Consider the following 20,495-nt stretch of genomic DNA (forward strand, 5'->3'; position numbering starts at 1 on the left):
TTGTCCTGCTCCAGGGTGTAGCCGGTGACGGAGTAGCCGGCCTTGATCAGGTTCTCCGCCATCGGGGAGCCCATGATGCCCAGACCGACCCACGCAACCTTGGGAAGAGCACTCATTGAGGTAAGAAATCCTTTCCGTAACGGGATGTTGAGAGGGGGAGAAAGGCAGGCTCAGGCGCCGCGGAGCCAGCCGAAGGACTCGTGGCTCGGGCGGTCGCCGGGCTTGTACTCCAGGCCGATCCAGCCGTCGTAACCGGCCTTCTTCAGACGGCCGAGCAGGTCGGCGAAGTCCAGCTCACCGGTGCCCGGGGCGCCACGGCCCGGGTTGTCGGCGATCTGCACGTGCCCGGTCTTGTCCGTGTACGTGTCGATGACCTCGTTGAGGTCCTCGCCGTTCATCGCCAGGTGGTACAGGTCCATCAGGAACTTGGCGTTGCCCAGGCCCGTCGCCGCGTTGACCTTGTCGACGATCTCGATCGCCTTGGGCGCCGAGACGATCGGGCAGAGCGGCGACTCGGGCTGGTTCAGCGCCTCGATCAGCAGCGTCGCACCGATACGGTCGGCGGCACGCGCAGCAAGTACCAGGTTCTCCAGCGCCAGGGTGTCCTGGACCTGCGGGTCCACGCCTTCGACCCGGTTGCCGTAGAGCGCGTTGAGCGCCGTGCAGCCCATCGTGCGGGCGAACTCGGCGGCGACATCGATGTTGGCGCGGAACTTGTCCGACTCCTCGCCGGGGACGGAGAGCGCGCCGCGGTCCGGGCCGGGCAGCTGTCCGGCGTAGAAGTTCAGCCCGACCAGCTGGGTGCCGGCGTCGTTGAGCGCGTCCCGCAGCGCGTCCAGCTCGGACTGCGCGGGCACCGGCGCGTCGACCCACGGCCACCACAGCTCGACCGCCGTGAACCCGGCGGCAGCCGCCGCGGCGGGCCGCTCCAGCAGCGGCAGCTCGGTGAAGAGGATCGACAGATTGACGTCGAAACGGTTGTCGGTGAAGCCCATGAGGGGTGGGTTCCTTCCGGTGCAGTCGGTCCGGAGGCGTACGGGTACCGGCCTCCGGCGTACGGGTACGGGCCGCCCGCCCGCGGGGTGCGGGCGGGCGGCCCGTCGCGGTCAGCTCTTGAGCGGCACGATCGCGCTCGGCGCGTGCCACGGCTCCGTGGCGATCTCCTCGAACTCCGTGACATCGCTGATGTCCGCGGTCTTGCTCATCGCGATGTTGGTGATGCGCTCCAGGATCGCCTCGACGACGACCGGCACCCGGTGCTCGGCGGCGAGCTTCTTGGCCTGCTCGAAGGCGGCGCCCAGCTCGCTCGGGTCGGTGACGCGGATCGCCTTGCAGCCCAGGCCCTCGGCGACCTTGACGTGGTCCACGCCGTAGACGCCCAGCTCCGGCGAGTTGATGTTCTCGAACTCCAGGTTGACCTGGAAGTTGATGTCCAGGCCGATCTGCGCCTGGCGGATCAGGCCCAGGTAGGAGTTGTTGACGAGGACGTGGACGTAGGGGATGCGGTGCTGGGCACCGACCGCCAGCTCCTCGATCATGAACTGGAAGTCGTAGTCACCGGAGAGCGCGACGACCTGCGCGTCGGGGTCGGCGGTGGCGACACCCAGCGCAGCCGGGATGGTCCAGCCCAGCGGGCCCGCCTGGCCGCAGTTGATCCAGTGGCGCGGCTTGTAGACGTGCAGCATCTGCGCGCCGGCGATCTGCGAGAGGCCGATGGTGGAGACGTACCGGGTCTCCGGCCCGAACGCCTTGTTCATCTCCTCGTAGACGCGCTGCGGCTTCATCGGGATGTTGTCGAAGTGCGTACGGCGCTGGAGGGTGGCCTTGCGCTCCTGGGTGGAGGCGGCCCACTCGGCACGGTCGGGCAGCTTGCCCGCGGCCTTCATCTCCTTCGCCACCTCGACGAAGAGCTCCAACGCGGCCTTGGCGTCGGAGGCGATGCCGTAGTCCGGGGCGAAGATCTTGCCGATCTGGGTGGGCTCGACGTCGACGTGGACGAACTTGCGGCCCTGGCGGTAGACGTCGAGCTTGTAACCGGTGTGACGGTTGGCCCAGCGGTTGCCGATGCCGAGGACGAAGTCGGACGCCAGGAAGTTCTCGTTGCCGTAGCGGTGCGCGGTCTGCAGACCCACCATGCCGGCGTTGAGCTCGTGGTCGTCGGCGAGGACGCCCCAGCCCATCAGCGTCGGGATGACCGGGGTGCCGGTCAGCTCGGCGAACTCCACGAAGAGGTCGGAGGCGTCGGCGTTGATGACACCGCCACCGGCGATCAGCACGGGCCGCTCGGCCTCGTTCAGCATCGAGATGGCCTTCTCGATCTGAGCCCGGCTGGCGACCGGCTTGTAGACCGGCAGCGGCTGGTACGTCTCGGGGTCGAACTCGATCTCGGTCTGCTGGACGTCGATCGGCAGGTCGATCAGGACCGGGCCCGGACGCCCGGAGCGCATCAGGTGGAAGGCCTGCTGGAAGACGCCGGGGACCTGCGCGGCCTCCAGGACGGTGGTCGCCGCCTTGGTGACCGGCTTGGCGATCGAGGCGATGTCGACGGCCTGGAAGTCCTCCTTGTGGATCACCGAGGTGGGCGCCTGCCCGGTGATGCACAGGATCGGGATCGAGTCACCGATCGCGGAGTACAGGCCAGTGATCATGTCGGTGCCGGCGGGGCCCGAGGTACCGATGCAGACACCGATGTTGCCGGGGTGCGTACGGGTGTACCCCTCGGCCATGTGGGACGCGCCCTCCACGTGGCGGGCGAGGGTGTGGTCGATTCCGCCGCCGGCCTTCAGGGCCGCGTAGAAGGGGTTGATCGCCGCACCCGGCACGCCGAAGGCGTTCGTCACACCCTCGCGCTTGAGGATCTCCACAGCCGCACGCGCGGCGGTCATACGAGGCATCGAGTACTCCTGCGTCGTCATCGGCCTGTCAGGCGCGCTCCGGCCATGAGGCCCGGAACTCGCTACTTCCGTATAGCGGAAATATTGTTTTGCTTTATGGAAGTAGAAAGTAGAGCGCGTCACGGCAGGCGTCAAGACCGGACTCGGAGCGACCGGCACCAAAGACAGCTGCGCCCTCCCCCATGACGAGGGGAGGGCGCGGCGAAAGAGGTCTGACAACAGCTCCGGCAACGGGACGGCGGCCTCGCCGTCAGGGCGTCGCCTCCCGCTCCGGGGCGGCGATCAGCAGCGAGGTGAGCAGCGCCAGCAGCGCGATGCCCACCGCGACCCACAGCGCCGCCCGGTAACCGCCGAGCGTCCCGGCGCCGGCCAGCGGCCCGACGACGGCGATGCCGACCGAGGCACCGATGCCGAAGCAGGCACCGTTGAGCCCCGGCAGCGCCCCGGGACTCTCCTTGGGCGAGAGCACGACGCCCAGCCCGTTCAGCGTGGTCATCGTCAGCCCGTTGTAGAAGATGCCCAGCGCGCAGAACGCCCCGATCACCACCCACCGCTCCCCCGGCAGAACGGCTGCCACCGCGAGGGCCAGCGCACAGCACAGCAGTCCCGTACGCAGGACGGGCAGCCAGCCGCGGCGCGGCGCGAGCCAGCCGGCCAACGGCGCGGCGCCCAGGCCGATCGCGGCGGCCGGCGTGAGGAGCAGTAGCGAGGAGAGGGTCGCCGTCATCCCGTATCCGACGCCGGTGTCCTGGCTGAGCAGGACGACCGTGAAGTTCATCGCGGCGAAGACACCGGTGAGCGTCAGCAGGGTGGTCGCCACCAGCGGCCACACCTGACGGGACTTCAAGTGCGCCACGGCGATGAGCGGTTCGGCCGCAGGACGCCCGGACCGCCGGAACCGCCCCTTCTCGACCTGCCAGAACACGGCCAGGAGCAGCACGCCGGCGCCCAGCAGCGCCGCCGTCCGGCCGCTCCCCCAGCCGCCGGAAGAACCCTCCCCGATACCGAGGTTGACGCAGATCAGCGCGCCGGAGAGGGCACTCGCGCCCCACCAGTCCATCCGCCCCGGCCGCCCGGCCTCATCCCCGTCCGCGTCCGCCGCTTCGGGTGCGTCCGCCGGCAGGACCCGGTGCAGCAGGGCGATCGCGGCCAGCCCGACGACCAGGATCACCGCGAAGATCCAGCGGAAGCCCAGGCGGTCGGCGAGCAGCCCGCCGAGGAAGCCGTCCACTCCCCCGACGCCGCCGTTGATCGCGGTGGTGAGCCCCATGGCCGTACCGAACCGCTGCGGGCTCAGCGTGTCGCGCAGCACCAGGTACGTCAGCTGGAACGTGGCACCGGACGCGCCTTGCAGGATCCGTCCGGCGATCAGCACCGCGGCGTTGGGCGCGCACACGGCCAGTACGGTGCCCACACACATCACGGCCAGCGAACCGAGCAGCACCCGGCGCCGCCCGAGATGGTCGCCCAGCCGGGAGAGCACCACGCCCGCGACGCCGCCGATCAGGAAGAACAGCGTCTGGGAGAGCGCGATCTGCGAGAGCGGCGCGGCGAGCGAGCCGGCGATGTGCGGCAGCGCGGGCGTCACCATCGAGGCGTTGAGCTGGAACGCGATGACGCCGAGGAGCAGGGCGGGGAGGAGCCGGCCGGGCCCGGGGCCCTGCCGTACGGCCTCCGGGGCGGTGCCGCGGAGGAGGCTCATGCGCCGGCCGCCTGTGCCAGCCCGCTGTCCGGCGCACTCCTGTCCCCGAGGGCGAGCCGTTCGGCGCCCGCGCGGATGCGGTCCACCAACAGCTCCGGGAAGGTCCCCGCGGTCTCCAGCACCACCCGCGCGTTGGCCTCCGCGCGCTCCGGGTAGCCGAGGTAGCAGCCGCGCGTGTCGGCGACCAGCGCACCGCGCCCCACCGAGTCCCCCGTGTCGACGGCGACATGGACGCGCGGCGCCAGTACCGGTTCGACCTCGTCCACGGCGATGGCGGCGGCGAGCGGATCGTGGCAGGCCGCGCCGCGGAAGGGGAACGTGCCCGCCTCGTAGAACGCGTAGTACTGGGCAAGGATCTCGCCCGCGAACCGGCCGGCCGGGGAACCGTGCGCGAGCAGCCGCTGCCGCAGCTCCTCGGTGAGGTTCTCCCGCATGGTGACGTCCAGCGGGACGATGATGAGGTCCCGCCAGCCGGCGGAGAACACCAGGTCGGCGGCCTCGGGGTCGTTGCCTGTGTTGGCCTCGGCCAGCGGGGAGATGTTGCCGGGGTGGTGGACGGCGCCGCCCATCACGGTGAGCCGGCTGACGAGCTTCGGCAGCTCGGGCTCGCGGCGGAGGGCGACGGCGAGGTTGGTGAGCGGCGCCGTGGCGAGGATCGCCAGCTCGCCGCCGGCCGCCCGGGCGGTCTCGATGATGAGGTCGGCGGCGTCCATGGCGACCGGCCGGGCCGACGGCGCGGGCAGTTCCACGCCGCCGAGACCGTTGTCGCCGTGCACATGGGTGGCGTAGTGCGGGGCTTCGCCGCGGTACGTCGTGTCGGCGCCGGCCGCCACCGGGATGTCCGTACGGCCGGCCAGCTCCAGCACCTGGAGGGTGTTGCGGGCGGCGCTGACGGCGTCGGTGTTGCCCGCGACGGTCGTCACCGCGCGCAGGTCGACGCCGGGAGTGAAGGCGAGGTAGAGCAGGGCGAGGGCGTCGTCGACGCCGGTGTCGCAGTCCATGAGCAGGGGGCGGTGGGAGATACCGGAGGTCATAAGGGGGCCTTTCGATCCAGCACGACGCATTGTTGTCTGACATCTCGGCGTCGGCGCGAGGAGGCTAGCCCCACGCCGGAACCCTGACAAGAGTCGACGATCAACGAGATGGACCCCTCCACGGCCTTGACCAGCACCGCAAGGCACGACACTCTTACTTTTCAGGCACTCACAAAGAGGTAAGACAACCCCATGACTCCCCCGGTGACGCGTCGGCGCCAGCCCCGCGTCGAGCTGTACGAACGCATCGTCGCGGCCATCCAGGACGGCACCTTCCCGCCCGGCTCGAACCTCCCTTCGGAGCCCGAGCTCGCGAGCCTCATGGGAGTCAGCCGCCCGGCCCTGCGCGAGGTGCTGATCCTGCTCCAGGAGGACGGGGTGATCACCCGCCGGCACGGCGTCGGCAGCCGGGTCAACCAGCCGCCGCCCGCCCGTGGCTTCGAGCGCCTGGCCCCCATCGAGTCACTGCTCGGCCAGGGCCGGATCGCGTGCCGCCGACGCGTCGCGGAGAAGGACGAGCCCACCGACTTCTCCGGCTACCACCTGCGCCTGCCGCCCTCCAGCCGCGCCTGGTTCTGGGAAACGCTCATCGAGATCGACGGCGTACCGGCCTGCTTCGCCCATGAATGGGCCGCGGAGGACACCACCCTCGCGGCCCTGACCCCCGCTCTCCCCGCCGCCCTCGCGGCGCCCCCCGCCGAGGGCGAGCCGACGACCACCATGCTGGCCCGGCTCCTCGCCGCCCTCGCCGACGACCATCCCCTCACCGCCCGCAGCTCCACCGGCGCCACGACGCTGGGCAAGGTGCGCGGCGAGGCCATGTCCCGCCCGGCCGAGACCCCCGCCGTCCTGGTGACCCAGACCGTCCTCTCCGGCCCCCACCCCCTCCTCACCGCCAAGTACCTCCTCCCCGCGGGCGCCCCTCTCCTCCAGACGACGCACCGCGTCTGAACCCTCCGGACAACGCACCGCGCCTGAACGCATCCGGGCGCATCTGGACATCCGAACGACGACGAAGGGCCCCGCTCCCTGCGGAGCGAGGCCCTTCATGTCGTCGTGGCGCGGCGCCTCGGGGGCGTCCGCGGCGCGGGTCAGCGGATCGGCATGCCCGCCAGCGTGCGGGCGATCACCAGGCGCTGGATCTCGCTCGTGCCCTCGAAGATCGTGTAGATCGCGGCGTCGCGGTGCATGCGCTCCACCGGGTACTCGCGGGTGAAGCCGTTGCCGCCGAGGATCTGGATGGCCTGGCCGGTGACCTTCTTCGCCGTCTCACTCGCGAAGAGCTTGGACTGGGAGCCCTCCGCCGCGGTGAAGGGCTTGCCGTTGACCGCCATCCAGGAGGCGCGCCAGACCAGCAGCCGGGCCGCGTCGATCGAGGTGCGCATGTCGGCGAGCTGGAAGGCGACGCCCTGGTTGTCGATGATCGGGCGGCCGAACTGCTCGCGGGTCTTCGCGTACTCCAGAGCCTCCTCGTACGCCGCGCGGGCGGTGCCCACGGCCATGGCGCCGACGGCCGGGCGGGAGGCCTCGAAGGTGGCCATCGCCGCGTTCTTCACCCGCTCGCCGCCCTTCTTGGCGCGCTCGCGGGAGCGGGCCAGCCGCTCGTCCAGCTTGTCCTTGCCGCCGAGCAGGCAGCTGCCGGGGACGCGTACGTCCTCCAGGACGACCTCGGCGGTGTGCGAGGCGCGGATGCCGTGCTTCTGGAACTTCTGGCCCTGTGACAGGCCCGGGGTGTTCGGCGGGATGATGAAGGAGGCGTGGCCCTTGGAGCCCAGCTCGGGGTCGACGACCGCGACGACGACGTGGACGTTGGCGATGCCGCCGTTGGTCGCCCAGGTCTTGGTGCCGTTCAGCACCCACTCGTCCTTGGCCTCGTCGTAGACCGCACGCGTGCGCATCGAGGCGACGTCGGAACCGGCGTCGGGCTCGGAGGAGCAGAAGGCGGCGACCTTCACGTCCTGTACGTCGCCGTACATCTGCGGTATCCAGGTACCGATCTGCTCCTCGGTGCCGTTGGCGAGGACGCCGACGGCGGCGAGGCCGGTACCGACGATCGACAGGGCGATGCCCGCGTCGCCCCAGAACAGCTCCTCCATGGCCATGGGGATGCCGAGGCCGGTGGGGTCGAAGTACTGCTGGGCGTAGAAGTCGAGGGAGTAGATTCCGATCTTGGCCGCTTCCTGGATCACCGGCCAGGGCGTCTCCTCCCGCTCGTCCCACTCGGAGGCGGCGGGGCGCATGACGTCCGCGGCGAACCCGTGGATCCAGTCCCGGACTTCCTTCTGCTCGTCGTTGAGTTCCATGATGAACTCGGCCATGACCCCTCCAGCAGTGCGTTACTTGCGGTAACGGCAGTCTGTTACTCGCGAGTAAGGACTGTCAACCTCAGCGACCGATATCTCCCCTCCGATGGCAGGGTGTTACGTTGCGCGAACAGCACGAATTCACCAGGGCGGGGAGCCGGACGATGGAAATGACACAGGAGAGCCGCCGTACGGCCAGCGAGCGCCGACGACGCGAGCTGCTGGAGGCCGCCGACCGCGTGGTCCTCCGCGACGGGCCCGAGGCGTCGATGAACGCCATCGCGGCCGAGGCCGGGATCACCAAGCCGATCCTCTACCGCCACTTCGGCGACAAGGGCGGCCTCTACCGCGCCCTCGCCGTACGCCACACCGACGCCCTCCTCGCCGGACTGCGCGCCGCGCTGGACTCCCCCGTACCGCGGAGGGACCGGGTCGAGGCCACCCTCGACACCTACCTCTCGGCGATCGAGGCCCGGCCCCAGGTGTACCGCTTCCTGATGCATCCGTCCGACGAGGGACAGACGCCCGACAGCGGCTTCGACGTCGGCCGGCACTCCGCTCCCCTGCTGCGCCGCCTCGGGGAGGAGCTGGCGCAGGTGATCGCCGAGCGGGTGGACCTGGGACCGGCCGGCGGCGAGCTGGCGCGGGTGTGGGGCCACGGCATAGTCGGCATGATGCACGCGGCCGGCGACTGGTGGCTGCGGGAGCAGCCGTGTTCGCGAGCGCAATTGGTACAGCACCTCGCGGACCTGCTCTGGGGACGCCTCGCCGCGGCGGGCGACCGCCCCGGCGGCCCCGGCTTCTAGGAACTACGCGCGCCCCGCCGCCCACGGCGCCTTCGCCGCTGCCCGCAGCGCGCGGCGGCGGCGCAGGCCCGTGAGGTGGTCGACGTACAGGCCGCCGTCCAGGTGGTCGCACTCGTGCTGCAGGCACCGGGCGAAGAAGCCGGTGCCGGAGATCCGGACGGGCTCCCCGTCCAGCGTGACGCCCTCGACCACCGCCTCGTCGTGGCGCGGCGTACCCGCCTCGATGCCCGGCAGCGACAGGCACCCTTCGGGACCGCGTACGAGATCGCCGTCCACCGCCACCAGCCGCGGGTTGACCACGTGCCCGAGGTGCCGTACGTCCTCGTCGTCCGGACAGTCGTAGACGAACACCCGCCGGTCCACGCCGATCTGGTTCGCGGCGAGGCCGACCCCCCGGGCGGCGTACATCGTCGCGAACATGTCCTCCACCAGCCGGGCCAGCGCCGGCCCGAAGTCGGTGACCTCCTCGCACGGCGCGTGCAGGGTCGGGTCGCCGAGCAGCCGCATCGGGCGGACACGGCCGGAAGTGCCGGGGAGGGAGCGGTTTCGCATGACGGAAAGGGTACGTTCCGGCCGACGACCAGCGACGTTCCGGTCCCGGCCGGCCGCCCCGCCGGACCGCGTCGAAGATGGTCCGAACGGTAACCTTCACACTTCCTCACGGGTGGTCTGGTTCGGGCTCCGGCGCGGAAATCGATAGGCTGATCCCCAACCACAGCCTCCCGGCCGGCCGGGCCGGTACGGAGGGGCGTTCCACCGGCGGCCCCAGGGGGCAGGAGGGCGCCGGATGCAAGGAGGATCTAGGACGATGGCAGGCAACACGGACCCGCTGTCGCCGCGGGCCAAGCTGGCCGTGACGGCGGGCAGGGCCGCGGCGGCGGCGTCGCGCGCGGTAGGCCGCGGCAGCGGCTCGGTGATCGGTGGCAAGGTCGCACTCCGGCTCGACCCCGACCTGCTGGCCCGGCTCGCAACCCACCTGGACGTGGTCCTGGTGTCCGCGACCAACGGCAAGACGACCACCACGCGGCTGATCGCGGAGGCACTGCGGGCCAGCGGCCCGGTCGTCTCCAACGCACTCGGCGCGAACATGCCGGCCGGCATCACCTCGGCGCTGGCCGGAGGTTCGGACGCGAAGTACGGCGTCATCGAGGTCGACGAGAAGTACCTCGCGGGCGTCGCCCGGGACGTCACCCCCAAGGCCATCGCGCTGCTCAACCTTTCGCGTGACCAGCTCGACCGCGCCGCCGAGACCCGCATGCTCGCGGAGAAGTGGCGCGAGGGGCTGGCCGGCTCCAAGGCGCTCGTCGTCGCCAACGCCGACGACCCGCTGATCGTCTGGGCGGCCTCCTCGTCCGCCAACGTCGTCTGGGTCGCGGCCGGCCAGGAGTGGAAGGACGACGCCTGGTCCTGCCCGTCCTGCGGCGGCGTGATGCAGCGCCCCGGCGACGACTGGTTCTGCGGCGAGTGCGGCTTCCGCCGCCCGACGCCGAGCTGGGCGCTCTCCGGCGACCACGTACTGGACCCGCACGGCTCGGCCTGGCCCATCAAGCTCCAGCTGCCCGGCCGCGCCAACAAGGCCAACGCCACCACCTCGGCCGCGGTCGCCGCCGCGTTCGGCGTGCCCCCGCAGATCGCCCTGGAGCGGATGTACGGGGTCCAGGCGGTCGCCGGCCGGTACGACGTGGTCTCCTTCATGCAGCGCGAGCTGCGGCTGCTGCTCGCGAAGAACCCGGCCGGCTGGCTGGAGACGTTCTCGCTGATCGACCCGCCGCCGACCCCGGTGATCCTCTCCGTCAACGCCCGCGGCGCCGACGGCACGGACACCTCCTGGCTCTGGGACGTCGACTACACCCGGCTCGCCGGTCACCCGATCTTCGTGATCGGCGACCGCAAGCTGGACCTGGCCGTCCGGCTGGAGGTCGCGGGCCTGGACTTCCAGGTGTGCGAGGACGTCGACGAGGCCGTACGGCAGGCGCCGCCCGGCCGCATCGAGGTCATCGCGAACTACACCGCCTTCCAGGACCTGCGCCGCCGCGTGGGCAACTGACCGGCTCCGCAACGGACAAGGACGAGCAAGCATGAGTGAGAACAGCCTGCGTCTGGTGTGGATCTACCCGGACCTGCTGAGCACGTACGGGGACCAGGGCAACGCACTGGTGGTGGAGCGCCGCGCGCGCCAGCGCCGGCTGGACGTCCAGCGCCTGGACGTCCGCTCCGACCAGCAGATCCCCACCTCGGGCGACATCTACCTGATCGGCGGCGGCGAGGACCGGCCGCAGCGCCTGGCGGCCGAGCGGCTGCGCCGGGACGGCGGCCTGAACCGGGCCGTCTCCAACGGCGCGATCGTCTTCTCGGTCTGCGCCGGGTACCAGATCCTGGGCCACGAGTTCATCAACGACCTGGGCGAGCGCGAGCAGGGCCTCGGGCTGCTGGACGTGGTGAGCACCCGCGGCGAGGGCGAGCGGTGCGTCGGCGACGTACTGGCCGACATCGACCCGCAGCTCAACCTCCCGCCGCTGACCGGCTTCGAGAACCACCAGGGCGTCACGCACCTCGGCCAGACCGCCCGGCCGTTCGCGAAGGTCCGGTTCGGCAAGGGCAACGGCGTGGGCGACGGCTTCGAGGGCGCGTGGAACGACACGGTCTTCGGTACCTACATGCACGGTCCCGTGATGGCCCGTAACCCGCACATCGCCGACCTGCTGATCAAGCTGGCGCTCGACGTGAACGCGCTGCCGCCGGTGAACGACCACTGGTACGAGGCGCTGCGCCAGGAGCGGATCGCGGCGGCGACGCAGCCGGCCTAGGTCACTGTCCGGCGGCCGGGAGCGGCTGCGGGGCAACGTTTCGGCGCGCGGCCCCCCTTGCCTTTCAACGGGTGAGGGGGGTTTCGTGTGCCCGGGTTCGGGTGGCCGGGGCGGGTCGGTGATTCTCGACAGGTGGGTGGGTCTCGGCGAGTGGGGGGGTCTCGTGGGGTTCCGGGGCTCTCGATGGGTGGTGGGGTCTCCGGTGGGAATTCCGGGTCGCGGTGGGGTGGGGCGGGGTTTCGGACGTCCTGGTCCGTAGTGCGGGCAACGGCACTGCGGGGGGCCCGGCGCTTGTAGGGTGACGGCATCCAACCGGACGACGGGGTCCGGGCATCCGGTTGAATCGCAGAGGGTTTCTACGAGCAATGCGTATTGGTGTACTCACCTCCGGAGGCGACTGCCCCGGTCTGAACGCCGTCATCCGCTCCGTCGTCCACCGCGCCGTCGCCGACCACGGTGACGACGTCATCGGCTTCCAGGACGGCTGGCGCGGCCTCCTGGAGTGCGACTACCGCAAGCTCGACCTCGACGCGGTGGGCGGCATCCTGGCCCGTGGCGGCACCATCCTCGGGTCCTCCCGCGTACAGCCCGCGCATCTGCGGGACGGCGTCGAGCGCGCCCGCGGCCACGTCGCCGACCTCGGCCTGGACGCGATCATCCCGATCGGCGGCGAGGGCACGCTCAAGGCGGCACGGCTGCTGTCGGACGCCGGGCTGCCGATCGTCGGCGTACCGAAGACCATCGACAACGACATCGCGTCGACCGATCTGACCTTCGGGTTCGACACGGCGGTCGGCGTCGCGACCGAGGCGCTGGACCGCCTCAAGACCACCGCCGAGTCGCACCAGCGAGTGCTGATCGTCGAGGTCATGGGCCGGCACACCGGGTGGATCGCGCTGCACTCCGGCATGGCGGCCGGCGCGCACGCCGTCGTGGTGCCCGAGCGGCCCTTCGACATCGAGGAGCTGTCGGAGCGGGTCGCGGCCCGGTTCGACGCCGGCAAGAAGTTCGCGATCGTCGTCGTGGCGGAGGGCGCGAAGCCGCGGCCGGGCTCGATGGACTTCGAGGTCGGCGGCAAGGACGTGTACGGCCACGAGCGCTTCGCGGGCGTCGCCCGGCAGCTGGCCGTCGAGCTGGAGCAGCGGCTCGGCAAGGAGGCCCGTGCGGTGATCCTGGGGCACGTGCAGCGCGGCGGTACTCCGACCGCGTACGACCGTGTGCTCGCGACCCGCTTCGGCTGGCACGCGGTGGAGGCGGCGCACCGCGGCGACTTCGGGATGATGACCGCGCTGCGCGGTACGGACATCACGCTGGTGCCGCTGGCCGAGGCCGTCGAGACGCTGAAGACCGTGCCGGGCGACCGGTACGCGGAGGCCGAGTGGGTGCTCTGAGCGGCGGGGATCGCTCCGGGTAGTTGCGCCACGTACGAGCCGCCCCCGGTCACCGTTCGCGCCGGGGGCGGCTCTAGGCTGGTCGCGGAGCATTGGTGCGAATCAGGAGCGAGCGGATGGATCACAGCGGGCACGGCATGATGATGGATCTGCCGCCGTTCACGCTGGGGCGCGGGCTGGAGTTCGGCGGCGACGCCTTCTTCCTCGTCGGCTGCCTGCTGGGGCTGGCGCTGTACGGCTGGGCCGTGCTGCGGCTGCGGCGGCGCGGCGACAACTGGCCGGTGGGCCGGATCGTGGCCTGGGTCGTGGGTGTGCTGAGCGTCGCGCTGGTGATGTGCACGAAGCTGAACGACTACGGCATGGCCATGTTCAGCGTTCATATGGTGCAGCACATGGTGATCAGCATGCTGTCGCCGATCCTGCTGCTGCTCGGCGCGCCGGTGACGCTGACGCTGCGGGCGCTGCCGACGGCGGGGCGCGGCCGCAAGGGGCCGCGTGAGCTGCTGGTGGCGCTGCTGCACAGCCGGTACATGCGGATCATCACGCATCCGGCGTTCACGATTCCGCTGTTCATCGCGAGCCTGTACGCGCTGTACTTCACGCCACTCTTCGACTTCCTGATGGAGTCGCGGGCCGGGCACATCGCGATGATGGTGCACTTCCTCGCCGTGGGCCTGGTGTTCTTCTGGCCGATCATGGGCGTGGACCCGGGGCCGCACCGGCCCGGTTACGTGATGCGGATGCTGGAGCTGTTCGCGGGCATGCCGTTCCACGCGTTCTTCGGCATCGCGCTGATGATGGCGTCGGAGACGATGGTCAAGACGTTCCGGAACCCGCCGGCGTCGCTGGGGATCAATGCGCTGTCGGACCAGCAGGCGGCGGGCGGTATCGCCTGGGCGTTCAGTGAGATTCCGTCGGTGCTGGTGCTGATCGCGCTGGTCTTCCAGTGGTACACGACGGAGAAGCGGCAGTCGGTGCGGAAGGACCGGGCGGCGGACCGGGACGGTGACAAGGAGCTGGCGGCGTACAACGCGTATCTGGCGTCGCTGAACGCGCGCAGCCAGGGCAGCCAGGGCTGAGGGCGGCCCGGCCGAGGGGCCGGGCGAGCGCGGCGGAATCCGGCGAAAGCTGGCGGTACGGGCCGCGGCCGGGGAACATGTTCCCAAGGCCGCGGCCCGTGGCATATCCGTGTCCGGGCTGCCGTGAGGAGGTCCAGGATGCCCGGATCGACCAAGGCAATGGCGGGTTGCACGGTGGGCGGGCTGATTCTGGCCACGGCCTACACGGTGGCGTTGGGCAGCAGTGGCTGGCTGTGGTTCGCGTGGGTGGTGCTGGCCCTGGTGACGGTCGGGGTGGTGACCGGCAAGCGCTGGTGAGCCCGTGTCCGGCCGGCCCGGCGGGCGGCGGGGGTCAGCGACAGCGGACGGTGGCGTGCAGGGGTGCGGCCGGCTGGAGGAGCAGGCCGACGCTCGGGTTCGGGTCGGCGGGTGCGACGTCGAGGTGGCACCGCTGGGCGAGGGTGGCGAGCAGGAGTGCGGCCTCGACCTGGGCGAAGCGGGCGCCGAGGCACGTGCGCTGGCCGCCGCCGAAGGGGTACCAGGCGTGGTCCGGTACGGGGTCGGGGGCGTCCGGGTCCCAGCGTTCGGGGCGGAAGCTCGTGGGCTCGGGGAACCATCGCGGGTCGCGGTGGGTGGTCCACTGGCTGCACCAGACGACGGTGCCGGCGGGGATGCGGGTGCCCGCGACTGCGGCGCCGTCGCGGGCGACGGCGGGGATGAGCCAGGCGGGCGGGTAGAGCCGGAGCGCTTCTTTGATGATCTGGCGGGTCCACCGCAGGCGGTCGTAGTCGTCGATGGTGGGCGGGCGGCCGGCGAGGACCTGGGCGAGTTCGGCGGTCAGCCGTTCGCGGGCCTCGGGTGCGCGGGAGAGCAGGTACCAGGTCCAGGTCAGGGCGGTCGAGGTGGTCTCGTGTCCGGCGGCCCAGAGGGTGGCGGCCTCGTCGCGGACCTCTTTGGCGGTGAGCGGGCGGCCCTCTTCGTCGCGGGCGGCGAGGAGCCTGCTGAGCAGGTCGTCGCGGTCGGCGGTGTCGCCGGACCGCTGCCGGGCGCGGATGAGGCGGTGGATTTCGGCGTCGATGGTGGCGACGGCGCGGAGGAAGCGGCGCCGGCCGGGGGTGCGGACCCAGCCGGGGAGGAAGAGGCTCATGTTCCGCAGTTCGGCGCCGATGCCGTGCTCGGCCTCGGCCATCGCCTCGCCGAGCGCCCGGGTGCGGTCCCCCAGGTCGTTGCCGAAGAGGGTGCGCAGCACGATCCGCTGGGTGATCAGCGTCATCTGCTGCCGTACGTCGATGCGGTCGCCGTCGTGCCAGTCGTCGGCCGCGGTCCGCGCGCATTCGACCATGGCCGAGGCGTAGGCGCGTACCTGGCGGGGGCGGACGGTGGGCTGGACCAGGGACCGTTTGCGGCGCCAGTCGCTGCCCTTGCTGAGGATGAGGCTGTCGCCGATGAGCTGTTTGAAGGCCCAGCCGATCTCCAGCAGCTCGAAGGTGCGTTCCCGGGCGGCCAGGAATTCCGCGATGTGTTCGGGGTGGAAGAGGAACAGGCTGCGCTTGGGGCCGAGGGACCAGGTGACGGCGTCCCCGAAGTCGTCGCGCAGCCGGACGAGGAAGCCGAGGGGGTCCCGTCCGAAGGCGGGGAGGTTGCCGAGCAGGGGCACGCCGCGCGGTCCGGGGACGGGCCTGAGGGGGACGGTGGACACGGGCATGAGGGCTCCCGGAACACGAGGAGGCACGGAGGGGTGGGGGGCCGGTCCGATGTGCTTGCGGAGAGTATCGCAGGGTTTGCCCCGTTGATCATGGGTTCCACGCGGGCGCCTCGGTACGCGCTTTCGCACCGGAGCGGGACGCGCGGGTACCTTATTGCATACGGGTTGCAATTGCAGGATCTAGGTGAAAGAGGCTGTCGTGGGCTCTCCGGTGGTGCTCGGGATCGAGTCGTCGTGCGATGAGACCGGCGCGGGGCTGGTCCGGGAGGGACGGCTGCTGGGCCACGCCGTGGCGTCGAGCATGGCCGAACACGCCCGGTTCGGCGGGGTGGTGCCGGAGATCGCCGCACGGGCGCACGTGCACTCCTTCACGCCGGTCGTCCACGAGGCCCTGGACCGGGCCGGGCTGCGCATGACGGACATCGGCGCCGTCGCGGTCACCACCGGGCCGGGGCTGTCGGGCGCCCTCCACGTGGGCCTGGCCGGCGCGAAGACGCTGGCGTACTCCCTCGGCGTGCCGCTGTACGGGGTGCACCACCTGGCCGGGCATGTCGCGGCCGACACCCTGGAGCACGGGCCGCTGCCCGATCCGTGCATGGTGCTGATCGTCTCCGGCGGGCACACCTCCCTGCTGCTCGTCCGCGACCTGGCCCGCGACCCGATCGTGCACCTCGGCGACACCGTCGACGACGCGGCGGGCGAGTGCTTCGACAAGGCGGCGCGCGTCCTCGGGCTGCCCTACCCCGGCGGCCCCGCCATCGACCGCGCAGCACGGGACGGCGATCCGCAGGCGGTGGCGTTCCCGCGCCCGCTGACCGGGGTGCGCGACTCCCGCCACGACTTCTCCTTCTCCGGGCTGAAGACCGCCGCAGCGCGCTGGGCCGAGCGGCACCGCGCGCGGGGCGCCGACGTACCGGTCGCCGACGGCGCCGCCGCGCTCCAGGAGGCCGTCGCCGACGTACTGACCCGCAAGGCGGTGGCCGCCTGCCGCGAGTACGACATCGCCACGCTGGTCGTGGTGGGCGGCGTGGCCGCCAACTCCCGGGTGCGGGCGCTGGCCGAGGAGCGCTGCCGGGCCGCCGGCATCGCCCTGCGGGTGCCGCCGCCACGGCTGTGCACCGACAACGGCGCGATGATCGCCGCCGTCGGTGACCTGCTGGTGCGGGCAGGCGCCGCGCCCGCCCCGCTGGACGTCTCCATCGACCCCTCGGCGCCGCTCGTGCACGCGGCCCTGCACCCGGTCGCGCGCACGCCCGCACGAGCGGCATGACCACCGCCGCCGCCCTCCCGTCCGTCGGACCCACCCACCGGAGCACCGAACCTTGCGTACCGCCGACATCCGCAGCCGCTTCCTCGACTACTTCGCCGCGCGCGGCCACACGGTCGTCCCCAGCGCGCCCCTGCCCACCCCGGACCCGACGCTGCTCTTCGTCAACGCCGGCATGGTGCCCTTCAAGCCGTACCTGACGGGCGTGACCGCTCCCCCGTGGCCACGGGCCACCAGCGTGCAGAAGTGCGTCCGCACGCTCGACATCGAGGAGGTCGGCAGGACCACCCGGCACGGCTCGTTCTTCCAGATGAACGGCAACTTCTCCTTCGGCGACTACTTCAAGGAGGAGGCCATCGGGTACGCCTGGGAGCTGTCCACGGCCGCACCGGCCGACGGCGGCTTCGGCCTGGACCCGGACCGCATCTGGGTCACCGTCCACCACTCCGACGACGAGGCGCGCATCCTGTGGCGGCGGATCGCCGAGCTGCCCGACGAGCGGATCGTGGCGCGCGGCGACGAGGACAACTTCTGGTCGATGGGCGTACCGGGGCCCTGCGGGCCGTGCTCCGAGCTGTACTACGACCGCGGCCCGGCGTTCGGTCCCGAGGGCGGCCCGGCCGTCGACGAGGACCGCTTCATGGAGTTCTGGAACCTCGTCTTCATGCAGTACGAGCGCGGCGAGGGCAGCGGCAAGTCCGGCTACCCGATCCTCGGTGAGCTGCCCCGCCGCAACATCGACACCGGCATGGGCCTGGAGCGCATGGCCACCCTGCTCCAGGACAAGGACAACCTCTACGAGATCGACGAGACCCGGCCCGTGCTGGACCGGGCAGCGGAGCTGGCGGGGGTGCGGTACGGCGCCGAGGAGGGCGCCGACGTCCGGCTGCGGGTGGTCGCCGACCACGTACGCACCGCGCTGATGCTGCTGGCCGACGGCACCACGCCGGGCAACGAGGGCCGCGGGTACGTGCTCCGCCGGATCCTGCGCCGCGCCGTCCGGTCCATGCGCCGGCTCGGCCACCACGACCCGGCGCTGCCCGAGCTGCTGCCGATGGCCCGGGACTGCATGGCTCCCGGCTATCCGGACGTCGCCGAGTCGTTCGCCCGGATCGCCGACCAGGCGTACGGCGAGGAGGACGCCTTCCGCGCCACCCTCAAGCAGGGCACCACCGTCCTGGACACCGCGATCTCCGAGGTGAAGCGGCAGGGCCGGCGGGCGCTGCCCGGCGACCGGGCGTTCCTGCTGCACGACACGTACGGCTTCCCCATCGACCTCACCCTGGAAATGGCCGCCGAACAAGGTGTGGAGGTGGACCGCGAGGGCTTCACGGCGCTGATGACCGAGCAGCGCGAGCGGGCCCGCGCCGACGCCCGTGCCCGCAAGGCCGGTGCCACCGCCGACACCTCGGCGCTGCGCGGCGTGCTGGACGCGCACGGCCCGACCGACTGGCGGGCCTGGGAGACCCTGGCCACCGAATCCCGCGTACTGGCCGTCCTCGGGGCCGAGGGCCCGGTGCCCGTGGCGCGGACCGGTGAGATCGCGACCGTCGTCCTGGACCGCTCGCCCTTCTACGCGGAGTCCGGCGGCCAGGAGAGCGACGCGGGCACGCTGTCGGGGACGTCGGTGGAGGCCGAGGTGCTCGACGTCCAGCGTCCGCTGCCGGGGCTGGTCGCGCATCAGGTGCGGGTCACCGCGGGCGAGCTCGCCGCCGGGGACACGGTGCACGCCGCCGTCGACGCCGAGTGGCGGCTCGGCGCCCGGCAGGCGCACTCCGGCACCCACGTCCTGCACGCCGCCCTGCGCGAGGTCCTGGGCCCCACGGCCCTCCAGTCCGGCTCGTACAACCGGCCCGGCTACCTGCGCTTGGACTTCCCCCGACGCGGCGCCCTCACCCCCGCCGTGCGCAGCGAGGTGGAGGAGGTCGCCAACCGGGCCCTCCGCCGGGACCTGCCCGTCGAGGTGAAGTGGATGCCGCTTCCCGAGGCCAGGGAGCTGGGGGCGCTCGCCCTGTTCGACGAGACGTACGGGGACAGCGTCCGCGTCGTGGAGATCGGCGGGGCCTGGTCGCGGGAGCTGTGCGGCGGCACCCACGTCGCGCACGCCTCCCAGATCGGCACCATCGCGCTGACCTCCGAGGGGTCGGTCGGCGCCGGGATGCGTCGGCTGGAGGCGGCGGTCGGCATCGAGGGCTTCGCGTACCTCGCCCGCGAGCGGGACCTGGTCACGGGGATCGCCGAACAGCTCGGGGCGCCGCGCGCCGAGCTTCCCGACCGGATCGCCGGCCTGCTGGACCGGCTCAAGGCCGCCGACCGGGAGAACGCCCGGCTCAAGCAGCAGGCCGTCGCGCAGCGGGCCGGCGAGCTGTCGGCCGGTGCGGTGGACGCGGGCGGGGTGCGGGTCGTGACCGCGACCGCCGAGGGCGGCACGGACGAGGCCCGGTCCCTGGCCACGGCCGTACGCGACCGGCTGTCGGCCGCGGTGCCGGGCGTGGCCGGTGTCGGTACGGCTTCCGGGGTGGTCGTCATCGCGCTGAACAAGGCCGCGCGGGAAGTGGGCCTGGACGCGTCCGCGCTGGTCAAGCAGCTTCTGGGCGGCCGGGGCGGGGGCTTCGGCGAACTGGCGCAGGGCGGCGGCGTGCCCGCCGAGCGGCTGGCCGACACCCTGGCGGAGCTGCCCCGCCTGGTCGGCGACCGCTGACCCGCCCCGTCGGCGATCACTGATGAGGCACCGGCCGCTCGGCGGCCGGTGCCTTCGGCTGCTTGCTGCTTACAGCGCCGAGACCGTCGTCAGCTCGCGCTCCTCCTCGCGCTGCCGGGCGGCGAAGGGGCACTGCCAATCGGCGGGCTTGGGGCGGCCGGAGTAACGGCGGGCTTCGGAAAGCTGCTCGTACTCGTACAGGTTCGGATTGATATCGCCTTGCAGCTTGATGTCCTGCTTGCGAATCTTGTCCGCGAGGCGGTCCCACATCCCGGCGCCCTTGATGGCGGCGAACTGCTCGTGGGAATTGAAGGCCAGCATCGGGAAGGGCGGCCGGCGGCCCCAGCGGACGTGCGTCTCGTGCAGGCCGATCACGAAGAAGGGATGGCCGGCCACGGAGAACCCGAACTCGCCGGACTGCGGATCGGACGAATAGCCCTCGGCCCAGCGATGGCTTTCGGCGTCCTGTTCGTGGAGCAGTTGCAGCTGCTGCCAGAGCAGTTCCTCGAACCGCAGCTCATCGACTCCGCGAGGTTCCTCGAAGGTCGCGATGAAGCTGGTGAACGTCCGGGCGCTCCAGTCCGCGCCGTCGACGAATTCAGAGAGGTCGTACGCCATCAGGCGGGCGGCTTCCTCGGTTCCCATCCGGTCGTAGTGCCGGTGGGTGATACCGCCCCGCCGCCAGGCCGAACGGCCTGCCAGGCAGGCGAACCGCTCCCCCAGTATGAACTCCTCGACCTCGCCACGCGCATCCGCAGTCATGGCCAGCCTTCCTTCCAATTACGTGCCTCCTCTAAAGGAGATCGCTCCTCCTGTGCGTACGAAGG

Annotated in this window: 18 protein-coding genes; 9 read left to right on the plus strand and 9 right to left on the minus strand. The window is 71.7% G+C overall.

What is annotated here, in order from left to right; translation table 11 throughout:
* From ABZ840_RS20310 to ABZ840_RS20330, 5 genes are all read right to left on the minus strand, one after another.
* Positions 1-116 (minus strand): NAD(P)-binding domain-containing protein (locus tag ABZ840_RS20310; protein WP_361561715.1); only part of this gene is annotated, 116 nt, incomplete at its 3' end.
* 54 nt (positions 117-170) lie between these two features.
* Positions 171-995, minus strand: a complete 825-nt coding sequence (locus ABZ840_RS20315; protein ID WP_361561448.1) for a TIM barrel protein — start codon at positions 993-995, stop codon at positions 171-173.
* A 111-nt stretch (positions 996-1,106) separates the two neighbouring features.
* A complete protein-coding gene (gcl, locus tag ABZ840_RS20320; protein ID WP_361561449.1) occupies positions 1,107-2,894 on the minus strand; it encodes a glyoxylate carboligase in 1,788 nt (595 codons plus the stop codon).
* 250 nt (positions 2,895-3,144) lie between these two features.
* Positions 3,145-4,596, minus strand: coding sequence for an MFS transporter (locus ABZ840_RS20325; RefSeq protein ID WP_361561450.1), 1,452 nt, complete (start codon positions 4,594-4,596; stop codon positions 3,145-3,147).
* A complete protein-coding gene (locus tag ABZ840_RS20330) occupies positions 4,593-5,630 on the minus strand; it encodes a nucleoside hydrolase (protein ID WP_361561451.1) in 1,038 nt (345 codons plus the stop codon). The genes ABZ840_RS20325 and ABZ840_RS20330 overlap by 4 nt, the downstream gene beginning before the upstream one ends.
* A gap of 192 nt (positions 5,631-5,822) precedes the next feature.
* Between ABZ840_RS20330 and ABZ840_RS20335 the strand changes: the two genes are divergently transcribed.
* Positions 5,823-6,581: a GntR family transcriptional regulator gene (locus tag ABZ840_RS20335; protein ID WP_361561452.1), complete on the plus strand. Its 759-nt coding sequence runs from the start codon at positions 5,823-5,825 to the stop codon at positions 6,579-6,581.
* Positions 6,582-6,721: 140 nt separating this feature from the next.
* Here ABZ840_RS20335 and ABZ840_RS20340 read toward each other — a convergent pair whose 3' ends face one another.
* Positions 6,722-7,948, minus strand: a complete 1,227-nt coding sequence (locus ABZ840_RS20340) for an acyl-CoA dehydrogenase family protein (protein ID WP_361561453.1) — start codon at positions 7,946-7,948, stop codon at positions 6,722-6,724.
* Between the two features lie 149 nt (positions 7,949-8,097).
* Between ABZ840_RS20340 and ABZ840_RS20345 the strand changes: the two genes are divergently transcribed.
* Positions 8,098-8,739, plus strand: coding sequence for a TetR family transcriptional regulator (locus tag ABZ840_RS20345; protein WP_361561454.1), 642 nt, complete (start codon positions 8,098-8,100; stop codon positions 8,737-8,739).
* Between the two features lie 3 nt (positions 8,740-8,742).
* Here the strand turns inward: ABZ840_RS20345 and def are convergent, their stop codons facing one another.
* Complete coding sequence (gene def, locus ABZ840_RS20350; protein WP_361561455.1) at positions 8,743-9,291, minus strand: peptide deformylase; 549 nt, start codon at positions 9,289-9,291, stop codon at positions 8,743-8,745.
* Between the two features lie 256 nt (positions 9,292-9,547).
* Here def and ABZ840_RS20355 point away from each other — a divergent pair, with 256 nt between their 5' ends.
* From ABZ840_RS20355 to ABZ840_RS20375, 5 genes are all read left to right on the plus strand, one after another.
* Positions 9,548-10,786, plus strand: a complete 1,239-nt coding sequence (locus tag ABZ840_RS20355; RefSeq protein ID WP_361561456.1) for a MurT ligase domain-containing protein — start codon at positions 9,548-9,550, stop codon at positions 10,784-10,786.
* Positions 10,787-10,817: 31 nt separating this feature from the next.
* Positions 10,818-11,546 (plus strand): glutamine amidotransferase, encoded by a 729-nt coding sequence (locus tag ABZ840_RS20360; protein ID WP_361561457.1) that lies wholly within the window; start codon positions 10,818-10,820, stop codon positions 11,544-11,546.
* A gap of 365 nt (positions 11,547-11,911) precedes the next feature.
* On the plus strand, positions 11,912-12,937 hold the full coding sequence (locus tag ABZ840_RS20365; protein ID WP_361561458.1) for a 6-phosphofructokinase: 1,026 nt from the start codon (positions 11,912-11,914) through the stop codon (positions 12,935-12,937).
* Positions 12,938-13,053: 116 nt separating this feature from the next.
* Positions 13,054-14,016 (plus strand): cytochrome c oxidase assembly protein, encoded by a 963-nt coding sequence (locus tag ABZ840_RS20370; protein ID WP_361561459.1) that lies wholly within the window; start codon positions 13,054-13,056, stop codon positions 14,014-14,016.
* A gap of 138 nt (positions 14,017-14,154) precedes the next feature.
* Positions 14,155-14,313, plus strand: a complete 159-nt coding sequence (locus ABZ840_RS20375; RefSeq protein WP_361561460.1) for a hypothetical protein — start codon at positions 14,155-14,157, stop codon at positions 14,311-14,313.
* Positions 14,314-14,347: 34 nt separating this feature from the next.
* Here ABZ840_RS20375 and ABZ840_RS20380 read toward each other — a convergent pair whose 3' ends face one another.
* Positions 14,348-15,700: a cytochrome P450 gene (locus ABZ840_RS20380; RefSeq protein WP_361561461.1), complete on the minus strand. Its 1,353-nt coding sequence runs from the start codon at positions 15,698-15,700 to the stop codon at positions 14,348-14,350.
* 199 nt (positions 15,701-15,899) lie between these two features.
* Here ABZ840_RS20380 and tsaD point away from each other — a divergent pair, with 199 nt between their 5' ends.
* On the plus strand, positions 15,900-16,970 hold the full coding sequence (gene tsaD / locus ABZ840_RS20385; RefSeq protein WP_361561462.1) for a tRNA (adenosine(37)-N6)-threonylcarbamoyltransferase complex transferase subunit TsaD: 1,071 nt from the start codon (positions 15,900-15,902) through the stop codon (positions 16,968-16,970).
* A gap of 52 nt (positions 16,971-17,022) precedes the next feature.
* Positions 17,023-19,668, plus strand: coding sequence for an alanine--tRNA ligase (alaS, locus tag ABZ840_RS20390; RefSeq protein ID WP_361561463.1), 2,646 nt, complete (start codon positions 17,023-17,025; stop codon positions 19,666-19,668).
* A 69-nt stretch (positions 19,669-19,737) separates the two neighbouring features.
* On the opposite strand, the gene gntA is transcribed toward alaS, so the two are convergent.
* Positions 19,738-20,448: a guanitoxin biosynthesis heme-dependent pre-guanitoxin N-hydroxylase GntA gene (gene gntA / locus ABZ840_RS20395; protein ID WP_361561464.1), complete on the minus strand. Its 711-nt coding sequence runs from the start codon at positions 20,446-20,448 to the stop codon at positions 19,738-19,740.
* Positions 20,449-20,495 lie beyond the last annotated feature (47 nt).

Origin of the sequence: Streptomyces sp. NPDC047117 (assembly GCF_040643545.1) — a bacterium.
Taxonomy (GTDB): Bacteria; Actinomycetota; Actinomycetes; order Streptomycetales; family Streptomycetaceae; genus Streptomyces.

Excerpts from the sequence above, each read along its gene's own strand:
- ABZ840_RS20315 (WP_361561448.1), bottom strand. The coding sequence starts at position 995 with ATGGGCTTCACCGACAACCGTTTCGACGTCAATCTGTCGATCCTCTTC.
- gcl (WP_361561449.1), bottom strand. The coding sequence starts at position 2,894 with ATGCCTCGTATGACCGCCGCGCGTGCGGCTGTGGAGATCCTCAAGCGC.
- ABZ840_RS20325 (WP_361561450.1), bottom strand. The coding sequence starts at position 4,596 with ATGAGCCTCCTCCGCGGCACCGCCCCGGAGGCCGTACGGCAGGGCCCC.
- ABZ840_RS20330 (WP_361561451.1), bottom strand. The coding sequence starts at position 5,630 with ATGACCTCCGGTATCTCCCACCGCCCCCTGCTCATGGACTGCGACACC.
- ABZ840_RS20335 (WP_361561452.1), top strand. The coding sequence starts at position 5,823 with ATGACTCCCCCGGTGACGCGTCGGCGCCAGCCCCGCGTCGAGCTGTAC.
- ABZ840_RS20340 (WP_361561453.1), bottom strand. The coding sequence starts at position 7,948 with ATGGCCGAGTTCATCATGGAACTCAACGACGAGCAGAAGGAAGTCCGG.
- ABZ840_RS20345 (WP_361561454.1), top strand. The coding sequence starts at position 8,098 with ATGGAAATGACACAGGAGAGCCGCCGTACGGCCAGCGAGCGCCGACGA.
- def (WP_361561455.1), bottom strand. The coding sequence starts at position 9,291 with ATGCGAAACCGCTCCCTCCCCGGCACTTCCGGCCGTGTCCGCCCGATG.
- ABZ840_RS20355 (WP_361561456.1), top strand. The coding sequence starts at position 9,548 with ATGGCAGGCAACACGGACCCGCTGTCGCCGCGGGCCAAGCTGGCCGTG.
- ABZ840_RS20360 (WP_361561457.1), top strand. The coding sequence starts at position 10,818 with ATGAGTGAGAACAGCCTGCGTCTGGTGTGGATCTACCCGGACCTGCTG.
- ABZ840_RS20365 (WP_361561458.1), top strand. The coding sequence starts at position 11,912 with ATGCGTATTGGTGTACTCACCTCCGGAGGCGACTGCCCCGGTCTGAAC.
- ABZ840_RS20370 (WP_361561459.1), top strand. The coding sequence starts at position 13,054 with ATGGATCACAGCGGGCACGGCATGATGATGGATCTGCCGCCGTTCACG.
- ABZ840_RS20375 (WP_361561460.1), top strand. The coding sequence starts at position 14,155 with ATGCCCGGATCGACCAAGGCAATGGCGGGTTGCACGGTGGGCGGGCTG.
- ABZ840_RS20380 (WP_361561461.1), bottom strand. The coding sequence starts at position 15,700 with ATGCCCGTGTCCACCGTCCCCCTCAGGCCCGTCCCCGGACCGCGCGGC.